Genomic DNA, 13,801 nt, shown 5'->3' on the forward strand with positions numbered 1-13,801 from the left:
GACGCGCGTGGAGCTGAGGCTCGTTTCGTACAACATCCATAGTGGTATCGGAACGGACGGCCGCTTCGACCTGGGCCGCGTGGGCGCGGTGCTCCGCGAAGTGGACGCGGACATCGTCGCTCTTCAGGAGGTAGGCGACTTTCGCGCGGTGACGCCTCGGGAGGACCAGCCCGAACACCTGGCGGACATGCTCGGGCTGCACATGGCCTTTGGTCCCAATGTCGTGCGCAACGGCCGGCGCTACGGCAACGCCATCCTGTCGCGGCTGCCCATCGTCAAGTCGAGGAACTACGACTTGAGCGTGGGCCGCCGCGAGCCTCGCGGCGCGCTACGCTGCGACTTGGACATCGGGGGAGGGCTGCAACTCCACGTCTTCTCCCTCCATCTGGGCCTGCGCCTGGGGGAGCGGCGCAGGCAGGAGGCGCTGCTGTTGTCCTCGGACATCCTCCGCGATGCCGCGCGGAAGGACCCGTTGGTGGTGTGTGGAGATTTCAACTACTGGGGCAATGGCCCGGTGCCCTCGCTGGTGCGCCAGGCCATCCACGACGCGGCGCTGGAGCTCGGCGCGCCCGCTCGCACGTACCCCACGCGCCTGCCCCTGCTGCGGCTGGACCGCATCTTCGTGGACGCGGGCGTGCGCCCGCTGTCCATCCATCCGCACCGCACGGAGTTGAGCCGGGTGGCGTCTGATCACCTGCCCCTCGTGCTGCGCTTCGAGGCCCCCATCCCCGTGGAGCCTTCCGTCTCTCCTCCTGTGCAGCTCATCGGGTAGACTGGACGGATGGGCCGACGCGCGCGTTCACTGGCCGACGCTTGCGTGCGCCGGACAAAAACTCCGTGACGTGGTTGTCGCGGAACAGGTGCATGCCTAGGTTGGCCCGCACTTGAGAGGCCGTATGCGTCGGCCGGAGAGCGCATGCACGTGGGAAGTGAACAGGCAGAGCGCGGGATTTCTGCGCTCGTCGGGCGCATGGCCGACGGCTTCAGCCGGCTGGTGACGCAGCACCTGCAACTGGCGCGCATGGAGCTGGCCGAGGACGTCAAGGCCACGGGCCTGGACGTGGCGATGATCGTGGCCTTCGTGCCCTTCATCCTCGTGGGTTATGGCTTCGTGTGCGCGGCGCTGGCGGCGTGGCTGTCCACGTGGTTGGGATGGGCCGGAGCGCTGGCTGGAATCGGCCTGCTGAATCTGGTGGGAGGCGCGGGCGGAGCGATGTGGGCGGTGAACCGGCTGAAGGCGCGCCGGATGATGGATGATACGTCGCAGGAGCTCTCGCTCAGCATGGCCGCGCTCACCAACGCCGCCCCCAGCGCATCCGTGAACGCGCTCCAGGGGACGAACCGTGAAATCTTCAAGGAGCCCCCGCATGGCCGGTAGCAATGGACAGCCCAAGGCCTACAGTCCCCGCAGCAGCGCGGACCTGCGTGCCGAAATCGAGCGCACGCGCGCCGAGCTGGCCACGTCCGTGAGTGCCCTTCGCGAAGAAGTGGCCGTGGCCGCCGACTGGCGCCAGTGGGTGAGCCGCAATCCCTACGCGTGTGTAGGCGCGGCGTTCGTGGTGGGCCTGTGGTTGGGCTCGCGCGACTGACGACTGCCGTAGTACCCCCAATTGAGGAGATGGCTTCGATGGAGATGAATCCGCAGCAGATGGCCGACAGGGCGCGTGAGCTTCAGGACCGCGTGGTGCCGCAGATAGACGAGGCCCGTCAGAACATCGTGGACCTGAACAACCGCGTGGTGAGCTTCATCCGCGCCAATCCCGGCACGTGCCTGCTGGGCGCCGTGGCCGTGGGTTTCCTCGTCGGACGCATTGCCTCGCGCCGCTGAAGACGCGCGCTGGAACCACACGAGAGGGTGAACGCATGACGACGTTTCCAGGTGCATCGGGCAATGGCACGCCGCAGGACCCGCAGGGCGGCGGCTTCGGGCAGCGAGTGGACCACATTGGCAGCGACGCGCAGCAGCTCTGGTCCGACGCGCGCGGCGCGGTGACGGACTTGGGGCAGACGCTGGACCTGCGGGGGCGCGTGGAGCGCAACCCGTACGGGATGATGGCGGCCGCCGTGGGCGTCGGCTATCTGCTGGGCGGCGGGCTCTTCACGCCGCTGACGGCGCGCATCCTCCGGCTCGGTGTGCGCCTCGCGGCGCTGCCACTGGTCAAGGATGAACTGTTGGGCATGGCCGAATCGGCCTTCCAGGGCTATCAGACTGGACGTGGTATGGCTGGTCCGGGCCCGCAGGGCTCCGCCGCGGCGAACGCCACTTCCGCAGGCACTCCTCGCCCGCCGACGTACTGAGGCCGGGCTTTCCTCCACCCCACAACCCCCGGAGTCTCAAATGGTGAACTTCAACAACCTCAAGAAGCTGGACAAGGACGACCTGCTGCACCTGGTGGGCCTGGAGACGCGTCGGGACACGGTGGACACGCTCCTGCCCGTCGTGGGCGCCTTCGCCGCGGGCATCCTCGTGGGCGCGGGCCTGGGCCTGCTGCTGGCGCCCAAGTCGGGCAACCAGCTGCGCGATGACCTCCGTCAGCGCCTGCACAGCGGCCAGGAGTACCTGTCCAACGCGGTCGGCCGCTCCTCCGAGGGCGCGGCGCAGACGGGCCCGCAGGGCACCGTGTCCCGCACCGCCTGATTCGCGGCATCCGCCGCACGCGGCCCTGGACGGGGCCAGGGGCCTCCATTCGCGCCGGCAACGGCCGCGGGTGGGGGCCTTCCCGTTTGGAGCCGGTTAGAGTCCACGGCCGTGAGCGAGACGACGCAGGGTGGGATGGTGAAGCACGCCGGGGCCAGCGAGGGCGTGAGCCCGGACGCGGCGCTGGCGCGGCTGCGCGCGCTGGAGACGCTGGAGTCCGGGTATGAGGCGTGGCTGGAGCTCCAGGTGGAGCACGCGGCGTCGCGCCTGCGCTTCCGTGAGGAGCGCGAGCGGCTGGAGCAGCAGGGCTCGTTCCTGTTGGGCGCGGTGCGCGCCGCGGGGCTGACACCTTCGTCGGGCGCCGAGCCCGCGCTGGTGACTCCGCCCGCCGCTCCAGGGGACTTCCTGCGGGACGCGGAGGACAAGCTGACGCAGGCCCGCGACGCGCTTGCCCGGCGAGAGACGGAGAGCGAGGCGAAGCATGCCGAGGCCTTCGCGGAGATTCGTGCCACGCTCAAGGACCGCGTCCAGCGCTACCTGAGCGCGAGCCGCCCATCCCTGACGTTGCTGCTGCGCCGTGTGGGGACGGAACGCGCGATTCTCCATCTGGAGCGCGTGTCCGGAGACACGCCCGTGCTGCTGTGCTTCCTGTTCGCGGCCAGGATTCCGTCCCGGTACGGCTTCCTGCTGGATGACGCGACCGAGGACGTGTCGCTGCCGCCCGCGCCGCTCTATGCAGACGCGGGCGTGGCCGCGGACGAAGTGCGTCCGGACGCGGTGGGGTTGGAGTCGCGCGTGCGGGGGGCAGGGGAGGTGGTGCCGCTGAAGGGCTTCCTCCCCGTGTTCGTTTCGCGCCCTTCGGGAGGCGAGGACTTCTTCCGGCTGCTTCAGCGGGGCGTGGTGCTGGAGGTGGAGGTCGCGGACGGGACCGCCTTCCGCAACGTCCTCTCCCGCGAGGAGTCCGAGCGCTTCGCGGGGCACCTGCTGCGCCTCAAGCTGGAAGGGCGCATCGGGCTGGACATCGAAGTGGGCTGACGCGCCTCGCGCCGGAAGGTCCGTCCTAGCGCGTGCGTACGACGCCCACCTCGGCGGTGCCCGCCAGCAGCGCGCTGCCGAGGAACAGGTTGCCGGATTCGGCGCCGCCCATTCGCACGGCGTGGAAGATGACCAGGTAGGTCTGCTCGCGCTGGGGGAATGCGGTGCCCGGAATCGTCACGCGGGCCTCACGGTACGGGCCCGGCAGGCCCACCAGTTGGAGGAACTGGACCGGCGTGGAGGGCAGGTTGGTGTACGTCGGCTCGCCCTGCGCGCCCTCGGCGCTCAGGGGCACGACGGTGACGAAGCCCAGCGTGCGGTCCGTATTCGCCGGGGGCGCCGGCCGGTCGAAGGACAGGGGCGTGCTCGCGTCGATGCGCAGGAAGCCTTCGGGCGGGTGCAGCGCGGCGATGGTCTCCTTCATCGGCGCGTCGTCCACCTGTCCCACGTAGCGCGTGCCACCCCGGTTCGCGATGAACTGGTAGGTGGCGCCAGGCTGGTAGGTGAAGTTGGACGCGCCCACGCTGGTGCGGCGGTAGTTGCCGGAGCCCTCGTCCGCGAGCGCCGTGGCCTCGCCACCCACCGGCTGCACCGTGATGTCGGCCCCCGCCAGGCCGGAGGGCTGCGAGTTCTCACCCGTCTTGCTGCCAAAGAAGACGATGGCGGCCGTCTGCGCGGGCAGGGCGAGCACGTCGCCACCGTCCGGGCTGAAGGTGCCCGCGTCATAGCCGGCCAACGCGGAAGCGGAGACCTCCACCTCCGGGGTGGAGAGCAACGTGCCGACCATGACGTGGTCGGCGGTGAGCTGATCCAGGTCGCAAGCCAGGAAGGCGAGGGAGGAGGCGGCGAGCGCCGCGGACACCAGGGTGCGTTTCATGGGAACACGAGCATAGCAGGCACCCCCGCAACGACGACCGCGCGCGGGCCCATCTCGGGGTATCCTCCGGACCACCCGTGCAAGGTCACCGCGTTCACTCCGCAGGCCGGCGCTTCCTGAAGCGGCTTGGCGTCTCCCTGTTGATGGCCCTCCTCTTCGGCGGCGTGCTGGGGCTGCTCGTGTACCTGCGCCCCACAGGCATCGTGCCGCCCAAGGACCCGCCGTCGGCCTGGGTCCCCTCCGCGGCGGTGGATGCCGCGCAGGCCTGGCTGGAAGGCTGGGAGCGTGTCACCTACGACTGGCGCGTGCGGGAACTGGGAGAGCGCTCCGAGCGTCCCGACGAGGCCGTCGTCATCGCCATCGACGACGAGACGCTGGCCGAGGCCCGCCAGGATGTGCGCCCTGGCGTCGCCACGCAGCCCTGGCCGCGCCAGCTCGTGGGCCGCATGGTGCACCGGCTGGTCCAGGAGGGGGCGCTGCTGGTGCTCGTGGACTTGCCCTTCACGGACCTGAGCCCCAACGCCTGTGCCGAAGCCTCGCCCGCGTCGCTCTCCTGCGATGACGCGGCCTTCGCCGCGCAGTTGGCGAAGGACCCGGGCCGGGCGCTGCTGTCATTCACCTGGGAAGCGCAGGGCCCCCGGGTGCTGCCCCCCGCCAACCGCCTGTGGCCGTACCGCGTGAAGCTGGGTGTCTACGACGCGTCCGACGCGGCCTCCCTGCGCGCGCAGGCCGTGCTCGCGGCGCAGCGTCCCGCCTTCATCATCCCCGCGGGCAGCCAGGTGGAGGTGTGGGGGGGCGCCATGGACGCAGCGGACGGCAAGGCGCTGGGCTCGCGCCTGGGCGCCACCGCGCACGTCATCGAGGAGCGCCGCGCCGCGGATGACAGCTACCGCGTGGGCCCCACGGAGCTCTTCGTCGCGCTGGCGGAAGTGCAGGTGGAGGGACTGGACGCGGCGAACCTCATCGAGTTGCGCCAGGTTCAGCACCCCGTGGTGCCGCTGCTGAGCGGCAGCGCGGGGTTCGGTGCATCCACGCTCGTGGCGGGCCAGGACGGGCGCGTGCGCGCCGTGGCGCACCTCATGAGCTACACCGTGCGGGGCAAGCGCCACATCCTGCCGTCGCTGCCCCTGGCCGCGGCCATGCGGCTCGCCGGTACGCGCTCGCTTCGCTACGCGGACGGCAAGCTGCACGTGGGGGACCAGTACGCGTTCCCGATGAGCGCCTCGGGCCTGAGCCTGCTGCGCTGGGATGCGCCCAACGCGGGCCGGGGCTCACGCGGCTCGCTGGCGCGCTCCATCCGCGCGTGGAATGTGCTCCTCAACGTCTTCGACGTGGCGGACGAGCGCCCCGCGCGCTTCGAGAATGACCTGGAAGGCCGCACCGTCGTCCTCACGCGGACCGCCGGCGAGTCCGCACACCTGCGTTCCACGCCCCTGGGGCCGGAGACGCCGGGGGGCGCGATTCTGGGGCAGGCGCTGGCCAACATCCTCCGTTCGGAGGGCATTACCCGCGCGGCGCCAGATTTGGACCTGCTCCTCACGGTGGGGCTGGCCTTCCTCGGCGCCTTCCTGGCGCTGTCGCTCAGCTTCCTGCTGCGCTCGGTGCGCGGCGCCGTGCTCTACGTGGGCTTCCTGGTGGCGGCGGGCGCGGGCTACGCCTTCGGAGCCGCGTACGTCTTCGTCGAACAGCGGCTGTGGGTGGCCATGGCCGGGCCGCTGCTGGCCATGGTGGGCGCCTTCGTCGCCACCATCCGCTACGCCTACGGGACGGAGCGGCAGATTCGCGACTTCGTGCACAACGCGCTCGGCCGCTACGTCAGCCCGGACGTGGCCCGCCTGGTGGCGCGAGACTTGAGCCTGATGCGCCCCGAGCGCCGGAAGATGTCCGTGTACGTCTGTGACATCGAAGGCTTCACGCGGCTGTCGGAAAGCATGCCGCCCGAGCAACTGGTGGGCCTCTTCAACGCGTACCTCACCGAGATTTCCGCGGTGGTGCGGTCCACGGCGGGGCAGGTGGACAAGTACATCGGCGACTCGGTGATGGCCTTCTGGGGCGCGCCGGTGCGCACGGACCGCCACGCGCACCTGGCCTGCGAGGCGGCGCTGAAGATGCGGGAGGTGCTGACCGAGCGCCAGTCCGCCTGGGAGAAGAAGTACGGCCGCCGCCTCAGCTTCCGCGCGGCCGTGGACACCGGGGAGCTGGTGGTGGGCGACCTGGGCAGCGAGATGAAGTCCAACTACACCGTGCTCGGAGACGCCGTGGGGCTGGCCTCGCGGCTGGAGGCCATCAACAAGGTGTACGGCACCTACGTGCTGGCCGGGGACACCACCGCGCAGCTCGCCAGCGGCAGCTACGTCTTCCGCGTGGTGGACCTGGTGCGCTTCAAGGGCCGGCCGCAGCCGGTGCGCGTGCATGAGCTGGTGGCGCGCCGCGGAGAAATCACGCCCCGCATGCAGGAGCAGCTCGCGCTCCACGAGCAGGCCCTCACCGCCTACCACCAGCGCCGCTTCGCGGAGGCGCATGCGCTCTTCGAGCGCGCTTCCCACGAGTACCAGGACACCGTCGCCGCGCTCTACGCCGGCCGCTGCGCCCGCTTCCTCGTCACGCCGCCGCCCGCGGACTGGGACGGCGTGCACGGCATGGAGGAGGGCGAGCCCTCTGCCGCGGCGGCGTGAGTCATTCCTCGCCGTCGTCCGAGTCCGGCTGGCCGAAGAGCTCCTTCACGGGGGCGTCCTTCGCGATGTGCTCCGCCACCACGCGGCGCATCTTCTCCGTCGTCATCGCCGAGTAGTACACCTCTCCCGGCCAGCCCATGAGCTGGTAGTCCTCGGGAGAGAGCGGGTCTCTCTTGCGGCCGGTGTCCTCACGGACGACGACGTTGGGCCCCATGTGGCAGAAGCCGTAGCAGCCGCCGCGGTACAGCTCGCAGCGCGGCACCAACCCCTGGCCAGAGAGGGCGTCCCGGGCCTCGGCGTAGACGGCGTCCGCGCCGCCCGCCTTGCAACTGGAGCCCTTGCACACCGACAAGCGGTAGCGCTTCACGGCGGCGTCTCCGGGAGGCCGCCATCAAGCGTATTGAAGAGGTTCAGCTTCACCACCAGCCCCCTGAAAAAGCGCCGGCCCGCCTTCCGCTTCAATGCGGGAGGGCGGGCCGGGAATCCGGGTGAGACCGCTACGGCCTCACTGGGAATCTGGACTCACTTGATGAACTTCGTCACCTGGATGGGGCCCTGCTGCGTGACGACCGCCTGGTGGCCCGCCTGGGCCCCCGCGGGCAGCGCCTTGCCGTGGCCGCCGTGCTCTCCGTGCGGCAGCTTCAGCTCCACCAGGCCCTCGCCGATGCGAGTGTGCGCTTCCTTGTGGACGTGGTGCGGCTCCTCGGAGCCCTCGCGCTTGTTCCACGGGTCCGACGGGTGGGACACCGGCGCGCCCTTGAGCAGCTTCGGAATGTCGTAGACGAAGTTCTGCCGCGTGTACTCGGGTGGGGTGTGCGTGTAGGTGTCCATGCGGATGGCGTCCTTGGGGCACGCATCCACGCAGAGGCCGCACACGATGCACCGCAGCTCGTCGATGACGAACTGGGTGGGGTACTTCTCGATGACGCGGTCCTCGGAGTCCGAGGCTTCGTCCTCGTACTCACCCGCCTCGATGTAGATGCACTGCGCCGGGCAGATGGTGGCGCACATGTAGCAAGCCACGCAGCGCGGCTTGCCGTCCTCGCGCGGAACCAGCCGGTGCAGGCCGCGGTAGCCCTCGGGGTAGATGGGCTTCTCCTCGGGGTACGCCACCGTCGTCATCAGGCTGGCGCCGGTGCGGTCCACCACCTGCGTGTTGGTGTCACGCGTCCCGAAGAGGTTGCGGAAGAAGTGCTTCGCGGTGATGCCCAGGCCGCGGAGCAGGTTGGGCACATAGGTCCGCTCGCGGATATCCGTGCGAGGGTCCTTGCTTACCTTGTAGGCCATGATGGTTCTCGATTCCCGGATGCTGGGGCCGAAAGGGGCGGCCTAGTGGGTGGAGGCCGGGGCCACGCCGTGGGCGTGCGCCGGCAGGTCATGGGCACCGTGCCCACCGTGGGCGTGGCCATGTCCGTGGTCGTGACCATGGCCGGCGTGCGCCCCGTGCGCACCGCCTGCGGGGACCTTCGTCGTCGTGGTCAACACCACCAGGATACCAATCTCCGCGATGCCGAGGACCGCGAGCGCCCGCAGGGACGGATCCCAGAGGACCAGCGCACCCGTCACGAACACGTTCACCAGGCCGAGGGGGAGGAGGATCTTCCAGCCCAGCGACTGAATCTGGTCGTAGCGGAAGCGGGGGAACGTCCAGCGGATGAGCAGCTGCACCCAGATGAGGAACAGCACCTTCAGCCAGAACACCGTGCCCAGGATGGTGCCCAGCAGCCAGCCGTGCTCCTGCATGATGGGCAGGTTGGCCAGCCACTCGTTGCCGAAGGGCAGGTGGTAGCCGCCGAAGAAGAACGCTGTCGTCACGCCGGCCAGCACCACGACCTCCACGAACTCGGAGATCATGAAGAGGCCGAACTTCATGCCGGAGTACTCAACGAAGTAGCCGATGATCTCCGACTCGCCTTCCGGCAGGTCGAACGGGGCGCGCTTGGTCTCCGCGAAGGACGCGGCGAAGAAGAGCAGGAAGCCCAGCGGCTGGATGAAGATGCCCCACGCGGGCAGCCCCAGGTCGAAGGCGCCGTCCGTGCGCCACAGGTAGCGGCCCTGTCCGGTGCCGCCGGTGAGCGCGTTGCCGATGTCACCAATGATGGCCGGGAACTGCACCGAGGAGAACGTGAGGAAGATGCCGACCAGGGACAGGCCGAGCGCGACCTCGTAGGCGATCATCTGCGAGGTGGCGCGCACGCCGCCCAGCAGGCCGAACTTGTTGTTGGAGGCCCAGCCGGCCAGCGCGGTGCCGTAGACGGCCAGCGAGGCGATGGCGAGCACGTAGAGGGCGCCGAAGTCCGGCGTGGCCACCACCATGTCCACATTGCGGCCGAACACCTGCACCGACGGACCGGCGGGCACCACGGCGAACAGGGCGAAGGTGGGCGCGAAGGCCAGGATGGGGCCCAGGTTGAACATGAACCGGTTCGCGGCGGCCGGAATCAGGTCTTCCTTGGTCAGCATCTTCAGCACGTCCGTGAGGATGTGCGGAAGGCCGCCCAGCGGGCGGTTCTTCAGGCCGGGCAGGGCGATGCGGGCGCGGTTGGGACCCATGCGGTCCTGGATGAACGCGCTCCACTTGCGCTCCGCCATGGTCAGCAGCGTGGCGATGACCATCACGAAGATGAGGACGAGGAACAGCACGTTGGTCAGCCGGCTCGCGCCAGTGAACCAGTGCTCCTCCACCAGGCCACCCACGAGGTAGGCCGACGCCATGCCACCCGCCATCAGGAAGACGATGGTGAACATGGCGACGAGAATCGTCAGTACGCGGCTCATGACTAGATACCCCTCACCCGAGGCGTGCCGAACTCACGGTACCCCGCGGGGCGACCGTCGGCACCTGCCGGCAGCGGATTGATGCCCGGCTTCTCCCGGTCCGCCGGAGACGCCTTCTCCCAGTTGAACTCCGCGAACTCGGCCACCTTGCCAGCCAGCTCGCGCCATACGTCGACGGCGCGCTTCCAGGTGGACTCGCCACCCAACTCGCGCGTCAGCTCCCTGACCCACTCCCAGCCGGGGACGACGTCGCCCTTGGGCGGGTACGCCTTGCGGAAGCGCTGGATGATGCCGTCCTGCTGCACGAACGAGCCCTCGTCCTCGACGGGGACGGAGGCCGGCAGCAGCACCGTGGCCTGCGCGGTGATGGCGGACTCGGTGAAGGCCTGCGCCACGAACACGTCCAGCTGACCCGCGGCCTCCGCGAAGGCGTCCACGTTGCCCGGCACCTCGGTGCCGATGGCGTAGAGCGCCTTCACCGTTCCCGCCTTCAGCGCGGTGGTGAGCGCGTCGAAGGTCTCCAGCTTGAGGCCCAGCCCCTTCGCAATGAGCTCCAGGCCCTTGCGGTTGGGGTTCTTGTCCGCCGTCATCAGGAAGTGGTCGGCGGAGCCCGAAGGACGGCCGCCCACGTACACGGTGGACACGCCCAGCGTGCTCTTGGCGAAGTTCAGCCCGGCCAGCAGGTCCTCGTTGGAGGCCAGGGGCGAGGCCAGCACCGCCAGCTGCTTGCTGCCCTGCACCGAGCGCAGCGCCTTGGCCGCGGCCTGGACCGCTTCCTTGCGCGTGGTGACGGGCACCGCCTCACCGGCGCGGTTGGTGCGGCGGCCCACCTGCGCCTGGAGCACGCGGCCCAGGTTCAGGTACTTGTAGGTGAGCCGGCCCTCGTCGCACATCCAGCTCTTGTTGATGGCCTCGTTCTCCCGCGGGCGGTAGCGGTACGAGTCCTGCGACATCCAGTCCACGTAGGTGGTGCAGCCGCGCGAGCAGCCGGTGCACACCGACGGGGTGGCGGACAGGAACCACGCGCGCGCCTTGAAGCGGAAGTCGCGGCTGAGCAGCGCGCCCACCGGGCACACGTCCACGGTGTTGAGCGAGTAGTTGCTGTTCAGCTCGCTGCCCGGGAACACGTCGATGCGCTCGTGGCTGCCGCGGCCGAACACGCCCAGCTGCGGCTCCTTGGCCACCTCGTTCATCACGCGCACGCAGCGGGTGCACATGATGCAGCGCTCCTGGTCGATGACGACGCGGGGCCCCAGCACCTTGCGCTTGTTCTTGAGGGCCTTGGTGCCCTCCAGGCGCGAGGGCCGGTAGTCGTACTTCATGTAGTAGTCCTGCAGCTTGCACTCACCGGCCTGGTCGCAGATGGAGCAGTCGACCGGGTGGTTCAGCAGCAGGAACTCCATCACCGCGCGCTGCTGCTCCTTCACCTTGGGCGTGGTCGTCTTGACGACCTGGCCTTCGGCCATGGGCGTCTGGCACGCGGGCACCATCTTGGGCGCGTTGGACGCCTCGATGAGGCAGATGCGGCAGTTGGCCGCGATGGAGAGGCGCGGGTGGTAGCAGTAGTAGGGGATGTCCGAGCCGACCGCCTTGGCCGCCTCGATCATGTTCGTCCCCGGCTTCACCACGACTTCCTTGCCGTCGATGGTGGCGGTGATGAACCCCGGGTTCTTCGGCGCCGGCTTGGGCGGCGGGCCGGAGGGCGGCTTGGGCGGCGGCGTCCCCGTGGGGCCGCTGGCGGCGGCGGGCGGGTTGTCCAGCTTCGCGCCGGCGGGCGGGTTGGACGGCTCCGAGCCAATCTTGGCCGCGGGCGTGTCCGTGGGCGCCCCCTTCGGAGGCGGCTGCGCATCACCGGTGGGCTTCTTCGTGTCGTTGTCGCTCACTGCTCGACCTCGCCGCCGATCATGTTGATGGTGTCAAACGTAGGGATGAGGTCCGCCAGCATCTTGCCTTCGATGATGTGGGGGACGGCCGCGAGCACCGGGAAGCCCGGGGCGCGAACGTGGACCTTGTAGGGACGGCCGCGGCCGTCGCTCACCAGGTACCAGCCCAGCTCGCCGTTGGAGGCCTCGGTGGCGTCGTACACCTCGCCGGCGGGCACCTGGATGCCCTCCATCACCAGCTTGAAGTGCGACATCACGCCTTCGATGGTGCCGTAGACCTCGGGCTTGGGCGGCAGCGCGATGCGCCAGTCATCCACGATGATGGGGCCCGCGGGGATGGTGTCCATGGCCTGGCGCAGGATGCGGATGGACTGACGCATCTCCTCGAGCCGGACCAGGTAGCGGTCGTAGTTGTCGCCGTGCTCGCCCACCGGGATGTCGAAGTCGAACCGGTCGTAGACCCAGTAGGGCTTCGTCTTGCGGATGTCGTAGTCCACGCCGCACGCGCGCAGCGCGGGGCCGGTGTAGCCGTACTCGATGGCGTCCTCGGCGCTGATGACACCCGTGCCCTTCGTGCGGTCCACGAAGATGCGGTTGTTCGTCAGCAGGCCTTCCATCTCGTCGAGCAGCGCCAGTCCCTGGTCCAGCGTCTTGTGGACGCGGGGAATCCAGCCCTCGGGCAGGTCGCGGTTGCTGCCACCCACGCGGCCGAAGCTGGTGGTGAGGCGCGCGCCGGTCAGCTCGGCGGTGCGGTCATGGAGCAGCTCGCGGAACTCCATGGCGAGGAGGAACGGCGCGAAGCCGCCCATCTCCAGGCCGGTGGCGCCCACGCACGTCAGGTGGTCCGTCAGGCGGTGGAGCTCGGAGCCGATGACGCGGATGTACTGGGCGCGCTCGGGAATCTCCAGGCCGATGAGCTTCTCCACGGCGTTGAGGAACCCGAAGTTGTTCATCATCGCGGACAGGTAGTTGAGCCGGTCCGTGTAGGGCAGGCACTGCGTCCACGTGACGTTCTCGCAGCTCTTCTGGAAGCCGCGGTGCAGGAAGCCAATCTCAGGGTCGATCTTGACGATCGTCTCACCCTCGAGCTCCACCTTCAGCCGCACGGTGCCGTGCGTGGCCGGGTGGGAGGGGCCCATGTTGATGACCATCCGCTTGGTCTGGAGGTGGGCGTCCAGCTCCGACTCGTGGGCGTACGCGTCGGTGTCGGGGTTCGGCGCTTCGGGCTTGAGGGTGTCAGCCATGGATGTCCTCGCTCAGGAGAGCCCGCTGGTGCCGGGACCGCGGAAGATGTCCTTGATGGGGCGCTCGGGGATGAGCGGCTGCCGGTCACGCAGCGCGTAGTCCTTGCGCAGGGGGTGCCCCTCGAACTCGTCGTAGAGGAGGATGCGGCGCAGGTCCGGGTGCCCGTCGAAGCGGATGCCGTAGAAGTCGAAGGTCAGCCGCTCCCACCAGTTGGCGCCGCGGAAGAGCGGCACCAGGGTGGGCACCACCGGGTTGGCTTCGCTCACCCGCACCTTGAGCCGCACGTGCTCGTGCCGCTTGAGGGAGTAGAGGAAGTAGACGACCTCGAAGCGAGGGTCGTTCTCCGCCAGGTGCAGCCGATCCACGGCGTCGATGGAGCCGAACAGCTTGAACTCCAGCTCCGGGTCGTTCTTCAGGAACGCGGCGACCTTCGGGAGCGAGTCTGCATGGATGACGGCCCAGGCGCCTCCGGTCCGATCCACGTAGCGATCCGCCACCGCCTCTGGGAGCTGGGCGGAGACCCTGTCCAACGCGAAAGTGCTCAAGGGTGCCCCAATGACTAAGGGAGAAGAATCCGCGGCTTTATAAGGAGCCCTCGGCGGGTGCGTCAACGTAAACCCTCAACCATGTAGCCCACTTAGGAGGCCCAGAAGCGGGCGTTGCGCGAAAC

General features: G+C 69.3%; 15 protein-coding genes. 8 read left to right on the top strand and 7 right to left on the bottom strand.

Annotated elements, in window-relative coordinates; translation table 11 throughout:
• Positions 1-7 precede the first annotated feature (7 nt).
• The 7 genes from FMQ63_RS29570 (at position 8) to FMQ63_RS29600 (ending at position 3,673) form a co-directional block, all read left to right on the top strand.
• The gene (locus tag FMQ63_RS29570) at positions 8-772 is read left to right on the top strand and encodes an endonuclease/exonuclease/phosphatase family protein (RefSeq protein WP_011552782.1); all 765 of its coding nucleotides are present in this window, start codon (positions 8-10) and stop codon (positions 770-772) included.
• Between the two features lie 144 nt (positions 773-916).
• Positions 917-1,378, top strand: a complete 462-nt coding sequence (locus FMQ63_RS29575) for a phage holin family protein (protein WP_011552783.1) — start codon at positions 917-919, stop codon at positions 1,376-1,378.
• Positions 1,368-1,589 carry a DUF3618 domain-containing protein gene (locus tag FMQ63_RS29580; RefSeq protein WP_011552784.1) on the top strand — a complete coding sequence of 74 codons (222 nt, stop codon included), beginning with the start codon at positions 1,368-1,370 and terminating at the stop codon, positions 1,587-1,589. The genes FMQ63_RS29575 and FMQ63_RS29580 overlap by 11 nt, the downstream gene beginning before the upstream one ends.
• A gap of 38 nt (positions 1,590-1,627) precedes the next feature.
• The gene (locus tag FMQ63_RS29585; protein ID WP_026113958.1) at positions 1,628-1,828 is read left to right on the top strand and encodes a hypothetical protein; all 201 of its coding nucleotides are present in this window, start codon (positions 1,628-1,630) and stop codon (positions 1,826-1,828) included.
• Positions 1,829-1,863: 35 nt separating this feature from the next.
• Positions 1,864-2,298, top strand: a complete 435-nt coding sequence (locus FMQ63_RS29590; RefSeq protein ID WP_011552786.1) for a hypothetical protein — start codon at positions 1,864-1,866, stop codon at positions 2,296-2,298.
• Positions 2,299-2,338: 40 nt separating this feature from the next.
• Positions 2,339-2,638, top strand: a complete 300-nt coding sequence (locus tag FMQ63_RS29595) for a YtxH domain-containing protein (RefSeq protein WP_011552787.1) — start codon at positions 2,339-2,341, stop codon at positions 2,636-2,638.
• 111 nt (positions 2,639-2,749) lie between these two features.
• Positions 2,750-3,673 carry a hypothetical protein gene (locus FMQ63_RS29600; protein ID WP_011552788.1) on the top strand — a complete coding sequence of 308 codons (924 nt, stop codon included), beginning with the start codon at positions 2,750-2,752 and terminating at the stop codon, positions 3,671-3,673.
• A gap of 25 nt (positions 3,674-3,698) precedes the next feature.
• Here FMQ63_RS29600 and FMQ63_RS29605 read toward each other — a convergent pair whose 3' ends face one another.
• A complete protein-coding gene (locus FMQ63_RS29605) occupies positions 3,699-4,550 on the bottom strand; it encodes a hypothetical protein (RefSeq protein WP_216608780.1) in 852 nt (283 codons plus the stop codon).
• Between the two features lie 143 nt (positions 4,551-4,693).
• Between FMQ63_RS29605 and FMQ63_RS29610 the strand changes: the two genes are divergently transcribed.
• Positions 4,694-7,225 carry an adenylate/guanylate cyclase domain-containing protein gene (locus FMQ63_RS29610; RefSeq protein WP_011552790.1) on the top strand — a complete coding sequence of 844 codons (2,532 nt, stop codon included), beginning with the start codon at positions 4,694-4,696 and terminating at the stop codon, positions 7,223-7,225.
• Between the two features lies 1 nt (position 7,226).
• Here the strand turns inward: FMQ63_RS29610 and FMQ63_RS29615 are convergent, their stop codons facing one another.
• From FMQ63_RS29615 to FMQ63_RS29640, 6 genes are all read right to left on the bottom strand, one after another.
• Positions 7,227-7,592: a ferredoxin gene (locus tag FMQ63_RS29615; RefSeq protein ID WP_020478796.1), complete on the bottom strand. Its 366-nt coding sequence runs from the start codon at positions 7,590-7,592 to the stop codon at positions 7,227-7,229.
• A 155-nt stretch (positions 7,593-7,747) separates the two neighbouring features.
• On the bottom strand, positions 7,748-8,512 hold the full coding sequence (locus FMQ63_RS29620; RefSeq protein ID WP_011552793.1) for an NADH-quinone oxidoreductase subunit I: 765 nt from the start codon (positions 8,510-8,512) through the stop codon (positions 7,748-7,750).
• Between the two features lie 42 nt (positions 8,513-8,554).
• Positions 8,555-10,003 carry a complex I subunit 1 family protein gene (locus FMQ63_RS29625; protein WP_011552794.1) on the bottom strand — a complete coding sequence of 483 codons (1,449 nt, stop codon included), beginning with the start codon at positions 10,001-10,003 and terminating at the stop codon, positions 8,555-8,557.
• A 2-nt stretch (positions 10,004-10,005) separates the two neighbouring features.
• Positions 10,006-11,886, bottom strand: coding sequence for a 2Fe-2S iron-sulfur cluster-binding protein (locus FMQ63_RS29630; RefSeq protein ID WP_020478795.1), 1,881 nt, complete (start codon positions 11,884-11,886; stop codon positions 10,006-10,008).
• The gene (gene nuoD, locus FMQ63_RS29635; RefSeq protein WP_011552796.1) at positions 11,883-13,130 is read right to left on the bottom strand and encodes an NADH dehydrogenase (quinone) subunit D; all 1,248 of its coding nucleotides are present in this window, start codon (positions 13,128-13,130) and stop codon (positions 11,883-11,885) included. The genes FMQ63_RS29630 and nuoD overlap by 4 nt, the downstream gene beginning before the upstream one ends.
• A 12-nt stretch (positions 13,131-13,142) precedes the next feature.
• Entirely contained in the window at positions 13,143-13,661 is a 519-nt protein-coding gene (locus FMQ63_RS29640; protein WP_020478794.1) for an NADH-quinone oxidoreductase subunit C, read from the bottom strand.
• Positions 13,662-13,801: the final 140 nt, after the last annotated feature.

The sequence above is a fragment of the Myxococcus sp. CA005 genome (assembly GCF_006518205.1).
GTDB classification, from domain to species: domain Bacteria; phylum Myxococcota; class Myxococcia; order Myxococcales; family Myxococcaceae; genus Myxococcus; species Myxococcus xanthus.